The sequence below is a fragment of the Facklamia miroungae genome (assembly GCF_012396555.1).
GTDB lineage: Bacteria > Bacillota > Bacilli > Lactobacillales > Aerococcaceae > Facklamia > Facklamia miroungae.
Genome location: NZ_JAAXPS010000001.1, coordinates 314843 through 332105 on the forward strand (window position 1 = coordinate 314843; position 17263 = coordinate 332105).

A 17263-nucleotide genomic window follows, 5' to 3' on the forward strand; every position below is an offset into this window, starting at 1 on the left:
TTTGTGTTTTTGTTTGTATTTGCGTTTCTGCTTCTATTTAATTTTATGCTTTAATTGCGCTAAAAAGTTTAAAGCATCAAGTGGTGTCATTTGGTTAACATCTGCCTCTTTAAGTGCTAGTTCTACTTCTGAAGGAGTAGGATTTATTGGTTTCTGGTCATCTATTGGAAAGAGCTCGACTTGGTCAGCTTGATGATTCCTTAAATGCTTAGCATTCGCTTCTAGCTCATCCAGTACTTGCTGGCTTTGAACTAAGACTGATTCGGGCAGTCCAGCCAAGCGACCGACATGGATACCATAAGATTTATCCGCTGGTCCTGCTAATATCTTGTACAAAAAGACTAACTGTCCTGCTTCTTCAACCGCTCCAACATGAATATTTTTTAACTGACTTAAGTTTTGGTCGAGGTCAGTCAATTCATGATAGTGGGTTGAAAAAATAGTAGCTGCCCCTACTTTTTGAGCGATATAGAAGAGAATCGCTTCCGCTAAAGCAATCCCATCAAAAGTGGCCGTGCCTCGACCGATCTCATCAAAAAGGATAAGGCTGCGGTCGGTAGCATTTTGTAAGGCATAATTGGTTTCGATCATTTCGACCATAAAAGTAGATTGGCCGCTGGTCAAATCGTCAGAAGACCCAATGCGGGTAAAAATTTGATCCACTAAAGGTAATCTAGCCTTTTTAGCAGGAACAAAGCAACCAATTTGATTTAAGATGACACTATATGCAATTTGACGCATATAAGTCGACTTGCCAGACATATTTGGTCCTGTAAGTAATAAGACGAATTGGTCTTGGTCTAAGTGAAAATCATTGGCTATAAATTTAGCTTTACCAATCAACTTTTCCAAAACAGGATGGCGGCTCTCTTCAATCGCATAGTCTTTGATATGATCCGAAATCTGGGCTTGGGTAAAATTCTCTTCTTCACTTAAAGCGGCAAAAGAGCATAATACATCTAAGGTTGCAACGGCTTGCGCTAAATCTTGCAAGTCTGAAGCATAGGCATTTAAACGATTTCTTAAATTAATAAATAAGTGATATTCTAACTTCTCAGCCTTTTCCTGGGCACCCAGAATTGTACTTTCAATTTTTTTGAGCTCGTCGGTTATGTAACGCTCATTATTGGCTAAAGTCTGCTTACGGACATAGGTCGGATCATCAAATCCATTTGCTTGCAATCGGCTCATTTCTAAATAATAACCAAAGACTTTATTGTAACCCACTTTAAGGGTTTTTAAACCTGTTCTTTGACGTTCGCGTTCTTGGTAATCAAGTAACCAACTTTCACCATTATCTAAAGCGTCGCGATACCCGTCTAATTCTTTATGATAGTGGTCTTTAATGATTCTGCCTTCCGTTAGAGAAATGGGTGGGTTATCCACAAGAGCTTCATCAATGGTTGCTAAAAGATCCTTAAATTCCGGAAGAAGATCAAAATGATCATTTGCCTCCATCGAGTCATTGACTTGGGCAAGATAATGATTCAGAGTGGGAATCTGGCTGAGCGATTGCCGTAGCTGATCCACTTCTCTCGCGTTGGCCGTTTGTAGAGATAGCTTAGTCACTAGTCTTTCAAGATCATAAACATTCTTTAAAACGGCAATCAGCTCGAGTCGGATAAAATAATTATCAATTAAACCAGCTACTTTTTGATGGCGGTTAATTAAGGCTTGTTTTTTTAATAACGGCTTATCTAACCACTGGTGAAGCAATCTTCCTCCCATAGCGGTTTGAGTTTGATCGATTAACCAAAGTAGAGACCCTTTCCGTTTTTGGGTTCTTAAAGACTCGGTTAATTCAAGTTGAACTTTTGTGTATTGATTCATTTGCAAATAAGACGATAAGGTATAAACTTCTACTTCTTTTAGATAATCAAAAGCATGGGGCTGAATCGATTTGAGATAGGCCGATAAGTATTTTAATAAAGCTTCTTGAGCTGGAGTGGCTTCTTTTAAAGTAAAGAAGTTTTCTGTTAAGGAATGCGGAGTAAAGACCGATTTAAAGCTGTTTATACGCTCTTGCAGATCAATTAATTCTTCTTGGTCAAAACCAGACCCGCTCTCTTCATCAATTATCCACTCACTCGGCTTAACGGTTTGGATTTCACTGACAAACTGATTCCAATCTTCCGTTTGTGTCATACGACACTGTCCGGTCGATATGTCGACATAAAGAAAATAGTAAGTGTTTGCTTGCTTAGCAAAAGCGGCTAAGTAATTGTTTTCTTTATGCTTTAACGCTTGGTCAACGAGTATCGTCCCAGGTGTGATGATTTGTACCACATCTCTTTTGACCATCCCTTTAGTAAGGCGTGGATCTTCAAGTTGTTCACAGATGGCCACTTTAAAGCCTTCTTGAATCAAACGCCGGATATAATCGGTGGCCGAATGATATGGCACACCACACATGGGTACGGGATCTTCCGCTTTTTTATTTCGTGAGGTCAAAGTGATTTCAAGCACTCTAGAAGCCGTTATGGCGTCCTCAAAGAACATCTCATAAAAATCGCCTAAACGAAAAAATAAAATGGCGTCTTGGTGTTTGGCTTTGATTGATAAATACTGCTGCATCATGGGTGTTTCTTTATTTGACATTGGCTTTCATCCTCTAGTTCATTTAATCGATTGGAAAGTGGATAGATGGTTCTCTCTTATTGGCCTTCCCTTTTGATCATTGATTACAATAAAACGGCTGATAGAATCATTGGACCTTATTCTTCAATTTCCGTCTGCGATAGGCATTGACTTGTAAAACGAGCAACGATGCTGCCACTTTAAAGTCAATAAAAGGAAGGGCATTCATTGGCTGTTTGTTTTAAAAACTCTTCCATAAATTAAAAAGGGAGGAACCGCTATTCATAAAAGGCTGGCCTAAGACAACGACAATTGCGATCTCACTCTGATTGACTTTAAATTACGTTCCCATTATTACTGTATTTTTACGTATAGATTATCCGGGCGCATCAGGCATTTTCCTGCCATAATATCCTCAAAACCTGCCTTTGATCAAAGATCAATCGTATTTATCATCTTCCATAGCTTTATTTTGGAAATTTTTCTGCTAACTCTATTTTAGCAAACCTTTAGATAATTATCATGATATAAAAAGCACAACTCCAAAAGGGGTTGTGCTTTCGCTTTATTTTGCATACTCTACGGCTCGAATTTCGCGTATAACCGTTACTTTAATATTACCTGGATATTTCATTTCATTTTCGATGCGTTTCTTAACACTTCTAGCTAGAGCTGCTGCTTTAGCATCATTAATCTTATCTGGTGCAACGATCACTCGGATTTCGCGACCAGCTTGAATAGCATAAGATTGGGTAACCCCTTCGTTTTCATTGGCAATTTCTTCCAATTGCTTCAAGCGACGAATGTAATTTTCTAAGGATTCACTTCGTGCGCCTGGTCGAGCAGCGGATAAGGCATCGGCTGCAGCGACTAACTCTGAAATGACAGAGGTTGCTTTAGTATCACCGTGATGGGAGGCTATCGCATTAATGACTGTCTCATTTTCTTTATAGCGAATAGCAATTTCTGCTCCAATTTCAACGTGAGATCCTTCGATCTCTTGATCAAGGGCTTTACCAATATCATGAAGTAATCCTGCTCTTTTTGCCAACACAATGTCTTCATTCAATTCACCAGCCATGACACCTGCTAGTTTAGCTACTTCAATCGAATGTTTTAGAACATTTTGACCATAAGAAGTTCGATAAGCGAGGCGCCCAATAATCTTGATCAAATCAGGATGTATGGAGTGAATGCCAACATCAAATACGGCTTCTTCTCCTACTTCTCTAATTCGTTCATCCATCTCCTTACGTGCTCGCTCTACCATTTCTTCAATTCTGGCAGGATGAATACGCCCATCTTGAATTAATTTTTCAAGGGCAATCTTAGCGATTTCACGACGGATCGGATCAAATCCACTTAAAACGACTGTTTCAGGTGTATCATCAACAATTAAATCGATACCGGTTAGACTTTCTAGTGTGCGGATATTCCGCCCTTCACGACCAATAATACGTCCCTTCATATCATCGTTCGGTAAATGAACAACTGTCACAGAATTATCGCTCACTATATCAGTGGCTGAACGTTGAATCGCTTGAAGAATAATTCCTTTGGCATTGCGGTCAGCTTCTTCTTTCGCTTTTTGATCGGCATCACGAATCATGATCGCAATCTCATTTGAAAGTGTCTCTTCCGTCTCTTTCAAGATGATGTTTTTAGCATCATCACGTGACATCATGGCGATTCTTTCTAATTCTTCTTTACCTTGTATAGTTAGTTGCTCAATTTCATTTTCTTTCTCAGCTAATTCTTCTTTACGTTTTAAATAATCAGCTTCTTTATTTTCTAATAATGACTCACGATTATCTAAAGTATTACTTTTCTTGTCCAGGTTTTCTTCTTTTTGAATTAAACGATTTTCAAATTTTGTCGCTTCTTGACGACGCTCTTTTAGTTCGTTTTCAATCTCATTACGGTATTTGATATTTTCTTCCTTCGCTTCAAAAAGCGCTTCGCGTTTTAAAGTTTGGGCTTGATTAATCGCATCATCAATAATTGCTTCAGCATTTGCTTTTGCACCAGCAATATTTTTTTCGTCTGATTTTTGTTTAACGATATAACCAATAACAAAACCAGCAATTAAAGTAACGATAGCGAAGGCGAGTGGAATCAAATTTTCCATAAGAGTCACCTCCGTATCTATTTAGTTTTTATTAATTAATAGTGTATAAAAATTAATTGTGGCTTTCCACAACCTTTATGATACTTTTTATTAAACCAAGAGTCAAATGATTCAGAAGAATATTTGGTTTTGTTTTGGGGTTCATTCGAAGTATTTTAAAACAAAAATGAAGACCCACTCATTCTAGCTGGGTCCTCATATTCTCTTATCATCTATTAGGCAAATAATTTGTAGTCAAGATTAATTAAATACCCCTGCATTCGAACGACTTATTTATCGATTTCTTTAATTAATTCAATGGCTTCTTCGTCAGCTTCTTCAGAAGTAACAATCGATTCGCCACCAATTTGATAGTGTTGTCTTACTTGTTGGTCGATCTCTTCAAATATTTGTGGATTATCTTCAAGGAACTGCTTAGCACTTTCACGTCCTTGGCCAATACGTTCATCTTTGTAAGAATACCATGAACCAGCCTTATTGATAATATCAAGTTCAGAAGCCATATCTACCAATTCACCAATTTGTGAAATACCATATCCATAAACAATATCTACCATCGCTTCTTTAAAAGGAGGAGCCATCTTATTTTTAACAACTTTAATTCGGGTACGATTACCATAGACATCGCCACCTTGTTTAAGGCTTTCCGTTCTTCTTACTTCCAAACGAATCGAAGCGTAGAACTTTAAGGCACGACCGCCAGGCGTAACTTCCGGGTTACCAAACATGACGCCTACTTTTTCACGAATTTGATTGATAAAGAAAGCGATGGTATTGGTCTTATTAATCGATCCAGACAACTTACGCATAGCTTGTGACATCAAACGTGCTTGCAAGCCGATATGGGAATCCCCCATTTCGCCTTCAATCTCAGCTCTGGGTACCAGCGCTGCCACCGAATCGATCACGACAATATCGACTGCACCAGACGAAACTAGCGCATCGGCAATCTCAAGTGCTTGTTCACCTGTATCCGGTTGGGATAGCAATAATTCATTGATATCAACGCCTAATTTTTCGGCATACTTTGGATCAAGAGCATGCTCAGCATCAATAAAAGCTGCTAAGCCACCCTTCTTTTGGACAGAGGCAATGGCATGTAAGGCAACAGTCGTTTTACCTGAGGATTCGGGACCATAGCATTCAATCACCCTTCCTCTTGGATAACCACCAATCCCAAGGGCCACATCTAAGGCCAAGGAGCCTGAAGGGACTGTATCAATTTCTACACTAGTCCGATCTCCCAAACGCATAATCGCACCTTTTCCGTAACTTTTTTCAATATTTTTAAGGGCTTGGTCTAAAGCTTTTTGTCTATTTGTATCTACCATATTATTCCTCCGTTCATCAAGGTGATCTTATCTTAACAATTTCCCACTATAAACTCAAGTATTTTGCGAACTTTTGTTCGATTGTTTTTTTAATTAATTCGAAAGCATGCTGGGTGGCTAAATCACGGACATAATCACGACCACGATCAGGAATCATAACTTTAACCCATTCAGTTGTCCCACGGTTGCTAGCACAGGCAAGATAAACTTCGCCAACTGGATGACCTTGGTCTGGTCCTGGACCTGCTACGCCAGTTAAGGCAATCGCTAGATCCGTACCACTTAATCTTAAGCACTGATTAGCCATTGCACAAGCACATTGCTCACTATAAACTGAATACCTATCAATTAATTGGGGGTCAATTCCCAACAGGTCTACCTTGGCTTGCGGTTGATAGACAACAAAACTACCTTTTACAACTGCTGAGGCTCCAGGAATACTTGTTAAGCTAGCCGAAAGCTGGCCACCTGTCAGACTCTCAGCACAAGATAAGGTTAATTTCATTTTTTTCATTTGATCAATGAGATAAGCTTGGATCGAATGGTCTTTACCCTGACCCATATAATAGTCTTTTAATTGGGAAATGATCTGATCAGCTGTGGTTTCAAGAACCTGGTCTTTGATCGCTGGATCAAGCCCCTTTTCACTAATTCCTACTTGAATATGGCGAGGTTTGGCATATATTTCAATAAGGGGACTATTTGGATCTTGAATAAGTGGTGTAAGGATTGTGGCTACCTCTGATTCTCCAATTCCATAAAAATTTAAATAAAGTGATTCAATGGAAGTCCTATGCTGTAATTGTTTAGCAAAATAAGGTAGGACTTTTTTCTCTAGCATGGCTTTCAACTCACTTGGGGGTCCTGGTAAACAAACATAATAGCTATTTAATACTGGATCATGGTATAAACTGCCACATGCTAAACCATCCTCCGTATGAAAGCATAGCCCTTCTTGAAATGTTAAAGCTTGCTTGTAGTCCAAGGACGAAATAGAACGATTTTGTTTTTTAAAATAGGTTTGGATATAGTCCCATTGTTTTGAATCTATAACGAGGTCTTGACCTAGAAAGTGTGCCAAAACTTCTTTAGTTAGATCATCATGAGTCGGTCCAATTCCTCCTGCTAACACAATTAGGTTTGACCGCTTGGAAGCCATTTTAATTGCTTCTTCAATTCGATCAAAATCATCATCCACCACCTGCTGATAAGTCGAACCAATACCGATCGTACGAAAAGATTTAGCCAAGAGAGCTGCATTAGTGTTGATGGTATGTCCCATGACTAATTCGGTTCCAACGGTAATAATTTCTAATTTCAATTTTCTCTCTCCATTCTTAACTACAAATAAAAAGTCTTAAAGGTGCTTTATTTCCTAAAAAAAAAGCCATCAAATTTGATGACTTGTTAATAGTTGTCAATGTTACTTAAAGTCCGTAAAAAGGTGTCTGGCTTGATAGAAATATTCCACCCCAGAATAAATCGTAAAGAATAAAGCAATCCACATTAAAACATTGGCCAGTGAGAAAGGCAACCAAGCAAAGCCCAGATTATTCCACAGGTAGAATAAAATTGCAAACATTTGGCTGAAGGTCTTAATCTTTCCAGGCCAAGCTGCTGCCATTACTTTACCGTTCGATTGAGCGAGTAGGACCCTTAAACCCGTCACTAATAACTCACGACTGACAATAATAATTACCATCCAGGCCGGGATATATTGATGTTCCACTAATAAGATCATAGCGGCTATCACTAATAGCTTATCTGCCATAGGGTCTGCAAAGATGCCAAAAGATGTCACTAAGTTTAACTTTCGTGCTAAGTACCCGTCTAAATAATCGGTAAAAGAAGCAATAGCAAATATTAAACCTGCTAAGAAAAAATGGTTAGAAATAGAACTTCCTAATAGGTTGAGTTGGCCCCAGTCTAGTGGAATAGACAATAGACAAACAAACAAAGGTATTAAAAAGATACGAAATACAGTTAAGCGATTGGCAATATTCATTATTTACTCTCCTGATGAATAATTAGGGTCTAAGACCGCAGGTCCTTGAAAACTAGTCTCTTCATTGCTTTCAGTAAGCTCTTCAATAGCTATTTCTTCACTACTAGTAGCTTCCTGATCCTTAATTTTAAAAACAATCACACTTGGAACACTCGGATCGGCTTCAACGACTTTACCATTCACCATAAATTGAGCGCCTTCCGGATACCCCAATTCTAATCGTACACTTTGAGTCGTGTCTTTAGCTTGATGTTCGATCTTTTCATCTTTGTTAATTGTTTGGTCTAAAACCATATTATTATCTTCATAGACACCTAGCCAAACAAAAGCTTTACCTTCTGCACCAAATTGATAATTTTCAATTGGCCCTTCTAATTGGTAAGTTTTAATTTCACCCGGTTGCGAAATGTCAGTAATTACTTCTTTACCTACTAAAAGTTGGTTATCCGCTAGGTCTTTTTTGTTATTGACCTTTTGTGTAGAGGCTACTTCTTCTGTCGAATCTCCCACTGGAGTTGCTGAAGGCTTGACAACTTCGACCACATTCGAATCTGATTGATCTGAAAGGGTTTCTTGTTTATCTTGCATTGAAATTTGGCGCATTGCAAAAATTAAAATGAAAATAATACAAATAATAATAACTGATAAAATAGCCATCGGCAGGTAGGAAAGCATTTTTTCAAGCTGATTGTTTTCTCCATTTAAATGGTATGTTTTCAATCGACTTGGCATCTCTTCCGTTTCTTCTCTATGGATCGTTTCAGATGTATTTTTTACTTCTAACTCAGATTCATATTCTCTTAATAGAGTATCCCCATCGAGACCGACCATATCAGCATATTGCTTGACAAAAGCCCGAGCATAAAAAGTGCCTGGTAACTCTTCCAGTTGACCTTCTTCAATAGCTTGTAAATATTTTTTCTGAATTTTTGTCATTTGTTGGAGGGTATTGAGAGTGTACCCTTTATTTACACGTGCTTCACGTAATCTTGATCCTAATTCACTCATTTGTATGACTCCTTTTATCCATGTCATTCATATTATAGCACAGTTAAAAAATCCATGGGAGGATGAATTCATCCTCCCAGGTGGTCATTTATTCTTTTTCAAGCAGGTCTCGTATCAGAGTGTACATATATTTTTCAGCATCAAAGGCTTGTAAGTCACTGGCTTGTTCACCTAAGCCGATAAACTTAACCGGAATATCTAATTCGTGGCGAATAGAAAGAATAACGCCCCCTTTTGCAGTTCCATCGAGTTTAGTAAGGACTAAACCACTGATTTCAGTAGCTTCATTAAATTGTTTAGCTTGAATTAAAGCATTTTGGCCCGTCGTCGCGTCTAATACCAAAAGAACTTCTTGAACACCATTGGGGTTTTCTCTTTCGATGATGCGCTTCATTTTGGCTAGCTCTGCCATTAAATTAGCTTTTGTTTGTAAACGTCCTGCTGTATCAACCAATAAATAGTCATAGCCTTCTGCATTGGCTTTTTTGACAGCATCAAAGACGACTGAAGCGGGGTCACCTTGGTCGGCACCTGTCACAACGGGTATGCCTAAACGTTCACCCCAAACATTTAACTGCTCGACCGCTCCAGCACGGAAAGTATCCGCTGCAGCCATTAAGACCTTATGACCCGATTGTTTTAAATTATAGCCGATTTTTCCAACTGAAGTTGTTTTTCCTACGCCGTTGACCCCGACAAATAAAACCACTGTTGGCCCATCGGGATTTTCAATCAAGTCAGGATTTACCGGTTGGTCTTTTTCATAGATAGCAACCATTTCTTCTAACATTACGCGCTTAACATCTTCAGGACGATGAACATTTTGGGCTTCGACTGCATCGCGAATAGCATCTGTTAAGGCTAAGGTCATTTTAAACCCTACATCGGCTGAAATTAAAATTTCTTCCAAATCATCAAAGAATTCATCATCTAACTCTCGCCAAGAAGTAAACAAGTCACTGATGCGATCAGAGAATGATTTACGTGTTTTTTCCATTCCCTTTTCATATTTTTCAAAAACTATTTGTTCTTCCTGGTCTAAGATTTCCTCTTTTACGACTTTATCTTCACCGGTAAAAGCACGTTTAATGCGATCAAATAATCCCACAAGTCTTCCTCCGTTCTATTTTATAAACTGATAGATGGCATGGGCTACACCATCTTGGTCATTGGATAAGGTCAAAAAGTCTGCCATTTCCTTCAGCTGGTCAGCTCCATTTGCCATGACAATGCCCATACCTGCATATTGAATCATATCTTCATCGTTCATTTGATCTCCTATAGCCATTATATCAGAAGAATCAATCGTTAACTGGTCAGCTAAAAGTTTTAGGGCTCTGCCCTTACTAACGCCAGCTTTCATAATCTCTAATTGAAAAGGATGGGACCTTGAAAGGGTGTATTGTTTGACCAAGTCTTGATTCAGATAGGGAATCTGATGAGATAGGTGATCTTCATTAATGGTTACAACAAATTTCATAAAGCGCTGATCGGCTCCAAAACTTTTGAAATCCTTTTTTTGATTTGGTGCGGTCGTTACTTGACCAACGTAAAAACTTTCATAACCTGGCGGATATGCCAAGGGTTCATAAACGAAGGTTTGATCTAAGACGTTTAAGGGTAAGTTTAACCGCGTTAGTTCTGGATACCAGCTTTGTAAATCACGCATGGTCAATTCTTCCTTAACCATTACTTTCCCATCATAAATGCGTTGAACAAAAGCACCATTATATAGAATTAAGTAATCATCTTTACTGGTTAAACCTATCTTATCAATTAGGTGGTGCATGGTCGAATAGGGTCTGCCCGTACATATGACCACTTTTATACCTTGGTCTTGGGCAAAATGTAGGGCCTGAAGATTTTTACTAGAGACTTCTTTGTGACTATTTAATAAGGTCCCATCGAGATCGATGGCTATTAATCGAATCATTTCATCTACTCCTATTTCTCTAAAGCTACAAAGTCATTCATTCTTACCGCTGCTAATTTAGAAATACCCGTTTGTTCCATTGTAACCCCATATAAAACATCGGCATATTCCATAGTGCCTTTACGGTGGGTTATGACAATAAATTGTGTTTCTTGAGTAAAGTTTTGAATGTATTCACCATAGCGGTAAACATTGGCATCGTCAAGTGCTGCCTCGACTTCGTCTAAGACAACAAATGGTACGGTCTTCGTTTCCAAAATGGCAAATAATAAGGCAATAGCAGTCAAAGCTCTTTCGCCACCTGAGAGTAATGCTAAATTTTGCTTACGTTTACCAGGCGGTTGAGCAATAATATCTACCCCGGTGGTGAGTAAATCACTGGGATCGGTTAGTTCTAATTTTGCTTTCCCTCCACCAAATAAACGATGAAACGTTTTTTGGAATTGGTCATTAATAGCTTCAAAGGCCTCTTTAAAACGATGAGCCACTTCTGAATCCATTTCCTCAATTGTATTATTTAATTGATCCATTGCGGTCAATAAGTCATTTTCTTGCTCATCCAAGAGTTGATACCGCTCATTCAATTCCTCGTAATCATCAATAGCGGCTAAGTTAATCGGACCCAATTGATCGATTTCCTTGCGTAATTTTTTGACGATTTCTTTGACCTTAGCCAGCGATTGAACAGGTTTAGCAAGTTGAGTCGATGCTTCATAGGACAAGGCATAGGTCTCATTTAAATAGAGTAAGTCTTGGTCCATTTGCTCTTCAAATTTTTCAATCTGAGCCTGGCACTTGGCTTCAGCTTGGTATTGTTGTTGCAAGTGGTCTTCAATCTCTTTTAGTTTTAGTTGATTGCTTCTGAGACTTTCATTCAACTCTTGACGCTCTTTACGCAAATGATCTAATGCTTCATTATATTCGATCAATTCCTGCTCGGCTTGATCTAGATCTTTAATAAATTGAGCAATTTTTGCTTTTAAATCCTGAACTTCATCGTGACCAGTTGCTTGCAATTGTTGACTAGCGTTGATTTGTTCTTGCAAATGTTGAGCTTGCCTTTCTTCATTTTGTAAACTTTCTTGCTTTTGCTTTACTTCCATTTGCAGAATGGCTAGATGTGTCTTACTTTCATTTAAGGTCTCTTGAAGTTGATTAATCTTTACTTGTTTTTCAGACTGGGATAACTGCATTGCTTGGATGGCTTGATTTACTTCTTCAATCTTATTTTTTAATGCCTCTAATTCTTGATCGGCTAATTGATAATCTTGTTTAGAAGCATCCACTTCGACCGTCATTTGTTTAAGTTCATCATTCAACAACAATAAATGATTTTGTTTCTGGTCTAACTGGGTCTTTATTCCATCATAAAGATTAATGAGTCTTTGCTGGTCTTGACTGTATTTTTGGTGATCAGCTAAAACTTTTTGATAGTGTGTTTGGCAGTTAACAACAGTTTGTTTACTGGTTTCAAAGGCTGAAAGGCGCTTTTGATGGGACAGTTTTAATTGATCAAGTTCTTGTTCTATATTTTTCAATTCTTGCGAGCGGCCAATTACTGAATTTGATTTCTGCTTATCTCTACCCCCAGTAACGGAACCCCCTGGTAAAATCAATTCACCCTCTAAAGTCACGATCTTCAACTGCTGATGACTACCTTTAGCAAGTGATTGAGCGTTTTCAAGACTATCGACAATGATGGTCGTTGCTAGTAATTGCTCAATGACTGCTTGATTGATAGCATCATAGGTCACTAACTGACTAGCTAGGCCAATTACACCTCTAGCCTGTGCGACTAGATCTTGCTGATGAGCTTTCAGAGATCTTCCTTTCATATTAGTTCTGGGTAGAAAGGTTGCGCGGCCAGCTTTTTCTTCTTTCAGAAAGCGGATGGCCGTTTTAGCCGCATGATCATCTACCACTACAATGTTTTGCATACTTGCACCTAAGGCAATATCAATTGCGGTCTGATATCTTTTTTCCACTTGGATCAATTCGGCCACCGTCCCAATGATGCCTTGAATCTGATCTCGGTGGTTCATAACCGCTCTTACTCCTTGATAATAGCCGACATAATCCGACTGCATTTGAAGTAAGCTGGTTTGCTTAGATTCGAGCATCTGAATGTGATGCTCGGCTTGATAAATTTCAGATCGAATTTGGTCGCGCTCTGCTTGGGCCTGATCAAAGGCTTGATGCGCTTTTTGTCCTTCTTCTTTGATCTTGTCTATCTCGACTGTGAGTTGCTCACTTTGAGCTTGAAAGGAGCTGGCTTGATCGTTAAGTGCTTCAATTTGCGCTTGAATATTAGCAATTTGTTCTTGATAACTCGCCTTACGTTGGTCATATTGTTGATTGATTTTATTGGATTGGTGCAGGCGGTTTTTCAAGGATGACTCTTGCCGGTAATAATCGATTAATTGGCCTCTTAACTGATCGAGGTCTTCGTTTTGATAGGTCTGAAAATCACTGAGTTTTTGAGTGAGCGATTGAATACTTTTTTGATCGACTTGAATTTCATCTTGCAGTGAAGCCAACTTCTGCTTTAGTTCAGCTTGTTGATTGTGATGGTTGACCAGCTGGTTTTGATGACGCTCTTGGTTTAATTTTCGCTCTTGACTCGATTGATTAGCATAATCGGTTTTTTGCTGAAAAATTTCGATTTGACCTTTAAATCTTTCAATTTTTTGGATCAGTTTTCGACTTTCCAACTCATTAAAATCGATTTTTTGATTGATTTCATCAAGCTGATTTTGTTTGGTATAGATCGACTGTGAGAAACTTTTCTGGTTACTTTTAACTTTCTCAAGTGTTTGAGATAAGTCCTGATACTGGTCTTTAGCCTTTTGCCATCTCGCTTTGTGGTCCTCAATTTGAAAGGTATACAAGGAAATTTCTTCTTCTTTCAATTGGTTTGCTTTAGATTGATAAGTGAGCGCTTTTTCTCTTTGTTCCTTGAGAGGCTGGAGTTGATTTTTTAACTCATATAAAATATCACGTACTCGGTTTAAATGATCTTGTGACCGAGTGAGCTTTCTTTGTGCTTCATTTTTACGGTGTTGATATTTTTGGACACCCGCTGCTTCTTCAAAGATCCCTCGTCTTTCTTCAGGCTTACTCAAGAAAATCGACTCAACCTTGCCTTGGGAAATCATGGCAAAAGAATTTTTACCTAAGCCAGTATCTAATAATAAATCAGTAATATCTTTTAACCGAACGGCCTTTTGGTTGATAAAAAATTGACTTTCTCCATTACGATTATACTGGCGGGTGATGGTAATCGTTTTATGGTCCATATCAATATAACGGTCTTCGTTATTCAGGATTAAAGATACTTTAGCAATATTCACTGGCTTGCGGTCTAATGATCCGTTGAAGATAACATCCTCCATCTTATTCCCCCGCAATGACTTAGCTGATTGTTCACCCAGAACCCAACGAATCGCCTCAGAAAGATTGGATTTACCTGAACCATTAGGACCAACCACAGCTGTCATTCCCTGATCAAAATTAATTACCGTCTTGTCGGCAAAGGATTTGAAGCCAGTCATTTCGATTTTTTCTAAATACAAATAGCTACACTCCTTTTTGAAGGTGGTGAATGGCTTTCTCAGCGGCTTTCATCTCAGCTTCTTTCTTACTTTTCCCACTTGCTTTTGCTATCAATTGGTCATCTAAATAGAGACCTATCGTAAAGGTTTGGGCATGCGATGGCCCTTCGGTGGATAAAAGACGGTATTCTATCTTAACGGTTCCTTTGACTTGAACTAATTCTTGAAATTTTGTTTTATAATCCTGTACTGTCAATGTTAAGATAGCTTGATGGTGGTCAAACAAAACCGTGGTCAAAAAGCTTTTTACCATCTCCATGCCGGCATCCAAATAGACCGCTCCTAAAAAGGCTTCAAAGGTATCTGCCAAGATCGAATCTCTTTGACTGCCGCCTGAATGTTTTTCTCCCTTACCTAATTGCACATATTTAGGAAAATCAACTTGTCTAGCTAAATAAGCCAGACTTGGTTCCCTAACTAATTGGGCCCTCATCTTTGATAAATCGCCTTCTGGCTTGTTAGGATATTCCTCATACAAAAATTGACTAACCAGAATCTCAAGTACGGCATCCCCTAAAAATTCTAAACGTTCGTTTGAATGAATTAAGTCTTCACCTTGTTCATTTATATACGAACGGTGAAAGAAGGCTTGCTGAATCATCTTCTGGTTAGTAACGGTAATATTTAACTGATTTTGAATATGATTAATTAATGACTGCATGGTCTCGACTCCTATCAAATATACATCGATTTTACCAAAGATCGACTTATTACACAAAGACTAATCTCACTTGAAAAAGAGTTTGAATAAAGTCAAAATTTTAAAAAAGACCAGGTGCTAAGCACTTGGTCTTAAAACTAACTTTATAAAAAGAATGGATTACTCAGCAATTGGACTTTCAGCTGTAACACCCACTTTACTCCAGTCAAGATCTGCACCGATTTCAACATCCCAATTTGAAACACGTTTGTTAACAGCTGTTAACTCATATCTCCAAAGGGTTGGAATAACCGGAACTTCTTCGTGCATGAATTCTTGCCAAGCATAGAAGGCTTTTTGACGATACGCATCATCAAAGGATTCATCTGATTCAATATCTGCTAATAATTTACTGTTTTCTTCAGAAACATAACGACTGTAGTTGAACTGCGCTCTTTCACCAAATGCGCTATTTGGATTTGGGTCGCCACCGGTACCAAACGCTGCTTGGAAAACATGGATTTCTGGATCATCCTTCTTAATGCGTTCATAGAAGGAATTAAATTCTAGTAGTTGTCCATCTAATAGCTGTACAGGAATGCCGACTGCGTTCCATGCTTGTACATAGTACTGAGCCAATGGAGCAGCTGTTTCGCCACCTGACATGGAAGCAAAGTTTAGGGTGAACTTCTCGCCATTAGGATCTTCGACTAGACCATCACCATCCACATCTTTAAAGCCTGCTTCTGCCAAAATTTCCTTGGCTTTTTCAGGATTATATTCATAGGCCTTAACGTCGGGATTTAAGTACTCTACAAAGTTTGGCGTTATCATTGAGTCTGCAGCACGACGTAAACCTTGGTAAAACTCTGAACCAACTGAATTATTATCCATTGCATAAGCCATCGCTTGACGAAGCGCCTTATTCGAAGTCACTAAGTCAGGATTAAACTCATTTTTCTCTTCTTCTTCATTCCATTTACCCATTTTGAAACCAATATAGGTATAAACATTCATTTCATAACCGATATTCGTGAAGTTTGTTGCATCTTTAAAGGTATCGTACTTATCAGTTGGTAAGGAAGCAATATCAAAATTCCCTGCCTTCATCTCAGCTATGATTGAGTTAGGGTTAATGACGTTAATCGTCATTCCGTCTAAATTAGGACGACCCTTATAATAATTCTCATTAGCTGTATAAGTGACTGCCTCTCCAGGAGTCATTGAATCAACCTTGAACGGTCCAAAACCAACTGGTTTTTCTCGAACCGGTGCTGAATCTTCCATGTCTGCTACTTCAATTCCTTCAAAGACATGTTCAGGCTCAATATAAGAAGAAATTCCGCCACCAGCTTGAACCATCGAATTAGGGAAAGAAAGATAAGTGACTTTTAAAGTGTAATCATCTACACGCTCGAGACCTGAAATTTCTTCTGCTTCTCCACTGTGATATTCTGCCATTCCCACCACATTCTCAAAGTCGCTACCGTAACGAATGCCGGTATAATCAGGATGACCTACTACATAATAAGGAAAAATAACGTCATCAATCGTAATAGGTTCACCATCGTCCCATTTTACACCTTCCGGAATGGTGATTGTAACTTGCTTGTTTTCAATATCCATCTCAACTTTGGCAAAACCAGAGTCATCGATTTTAAAGTTATTATCAAACCCATAAAGTCCAGGGTTAAATTTCTCAATCACAACAGCATCCGGTTGACCGGTGTAGAACATATTATTGAAGACACCTGCAAATGCGGTATCCGAAACATAAGCTATCTTAAGTGTTCCACCCTCCATGACTTCACCCTCATGCTCCACAGAGGTTGGGATATCAATCGAGGGGGCTCCTTCTCCATCTGTTTCCTCAGCATGCACCATCGGTGCGGTACTCAATACCAAGGAACTGATTGTCATTGTTGTCATAAACTGTATAAGATTTTTTTCTAATGATTTTCTCATACTAAGCCTCCTTTAAATGTGATAATCCTATCATATATAAATTATAACTATAAAGCAAGTCTTTT

General features: G+C 38.6%; 11 protein-coding genes. All 11 read right to left on the reverse strand.

Going from position 1 to position 17263, the window contains the following annotated elements; genetic code table 11:
* Positions 1-33: 33 nt before the first annotated feature.
* The 11 genes from mutS to HF969_RS01620 all read right to left on the reverse strand — a co-directional run bounded on the left by mutS (position 34) and on the right by HF969_RS01620 (position 17198).
* Entirely contained in the window at positions 34-2598 is a 2565-nt protein-coding gene (mutS, locus tag HF969_RS01570) for a DNA mismatch repair protein MutS (protein ID WP_090289014.1), read from the reverse strand.
* A 544-nt stretch (positions 2599-3142) separates the two neighbouring features.
* Complete coding sequence (gene rny / locus HF969_RS01575; RefSeq protein WP_090289015.1) at positions 3143-4705, reverse strand: ribonuclease Y; 1563 nt, start codon at positions 4703-4705, stop codon at positions 3143-3145.
* 269 nt (positions 4706-4974) lie between these two features.
* Entirely contained in the window at positions 4975-6036 is a 1062-nt protein-coding gene (recA, locus tag HF969_RS01580; RefSeq protein WP_090289016.1) for a recombinase RecA, read from the reverse strand.
* A 46-nt stretch (positions 6037-6082) separates the two neighbouring features.
* On the reverse strand, positions 6083-7357 hold the full coding sequence (locus tag HF969_RS01585) for a competence/damage-inducible protein A (protein ID WP_090289017.1): 1275 nt from the start codon (positions 7355-7357) through the stop codon (positions 6083-6085).
* Positions 7358-7459: 102 nt separating this feature from the next.
* Entirely contained in the window at positions 7460-8041 is a 582-nt protein-coding gene (gene pgsA, locus HF969_RS01590) for a CDP-diacylglycerol--glycerol-3-phosphate 3-phosphatidyltransferase (protein ID WP_090289018.1), read from the reverse strand.
* A 3-nt stretch (positions 8042-8044) separates the two neighbouring features.
* The gene (locus tag HF969_RS01595; RefSeq protein WP_090289019.1) at positions 8045-9049 is read right to left on the reverse strand and encodes a helix-turn-helix domain-containing protein; all 1005 of its coding nucleotides are present in this window, start codon (positions 9047-9049) and stop codon (positions 8045-8047) included.
* Between the two features lie 88 nt (positions 9050-9137).
* Positions 9138-10157 (reverse strand): signal recognition particle-docking protein FtsY, encoded by a 1020-nt coding sequence (gene ftsY, locus HF969_RS01600; protein WP_090289020.1) that lies wholly within the window; start codon positions 10155-10157, stop codon positions 9138-9140.
* Positions 10158-10172: 15 nt separating this feature from the next.
* Complete coding sequence (locus HF969_RS01605) at positions 10173-10982, reverse strand: Cof-type HAD-IIB family hydrolase (protein ID WP_090289021.1); 810 nt, start codon at positions 10980-10982, stop codon at positions 10173-10175.
* An 11-nt stretch (positions 10983-10993) separates the two neighbouring features.
* Positions 10994-14554 (reverse strand): chromosome segregation protein SMC, encoded by a 3561-nt coding sequence (gene smc, locus HF969_RS01610; protein ID WP_090289022.1) that lies wholly within the window; start codon positions 14552-14554, stop codon positions 10994-10996.
* 4 nt (positions 14555-14558) lie between these two features.
* Positions 14559-15254 (reverse strand): ribonuclease III, encoded by a 696-nt coding sequence (rnc, locus tag HF969_RS01615; RefSeq protein ID WP_090289023.1) that lies wholly within the window; start codon positions 15252-15254, stop codon positions 14559-14561.
* A 159-nt stretch (positions 15255-15413) separates the two neighbouring features.
* The gene (locus tag HF969_RS01620) at positions 15414-17198 is read right to left on the reverse strand and encodes an oligopeptide ABC transporter substrate-binding protein (protein ID WP_090289024.1); all 1785 of its coding nucleotides are present in this window, start codon (positions 17196-17198) and stop codon (positions 15414-15416) included.
* Between the last annotated feature and the right edge of the window lie 65 nt (positions 17199-17263).

What these genes read in the sequence shown, in the direction of transcription:
- mutS (WP_090289014.1), bottom strand. Translation starts at nt 2,598, where the DNA reads ATGTCAAATAAAGAAACACCCATGATGCAGCAGTATTTATCAATCAAA.
- rny (WP_090289015.1), bottom strand. Translation starts at nt 4,705, where the DNA reads ATGGAAAATTTGATTCCACTCGCCTTCGCTATCGTTACTTTAATTGCT.
- recA (WP_090289016.1), bottom strand. Translation starts at nt 6,036, where the DNA reads ATGGTAGATACAAATAGACAAAAAGCTTTAGACCAAGCCCTTAAAAAT.
- pgsA (WP_090289018.1), bottom strand. Translation starts at nt 8,041, where the DNA reads ATGAATATTGCCAATCGCTTAACTGTATTTCGTATCTTTTTAATACCT.
- HF969_RS01595 (WP_090289019.1), bottom strand. Translation starts at nt 9,049, where the DNA reads ATGAGTGAATTAGGATCAAGATTACGTGAAGCACGTGTAAATAAAGGG.
- HF969_RS01605 (WP_090289021.1), bottom strand. Translation starts at nt 10,982, where the DNA reads ATGATTCGATTAATAGCCATCGATCTCGATGGGACCTTATTAAATAGT.
- rnc (WP_090289023.1), bottom strand. Translation starts at nt 15,254, where the DNA reads ATGCAGTCATTAATTAATCATATTCAAAATCAGTTAAATATTACCGTT.
- HF969_RS01620 (WP_090289024.1), bottom strand. Translation starts at nt 17,198, where the DNA reads ATGAGAAAATCATTAGAAAAAAATCTTATACAGTTTATGACAACAATG.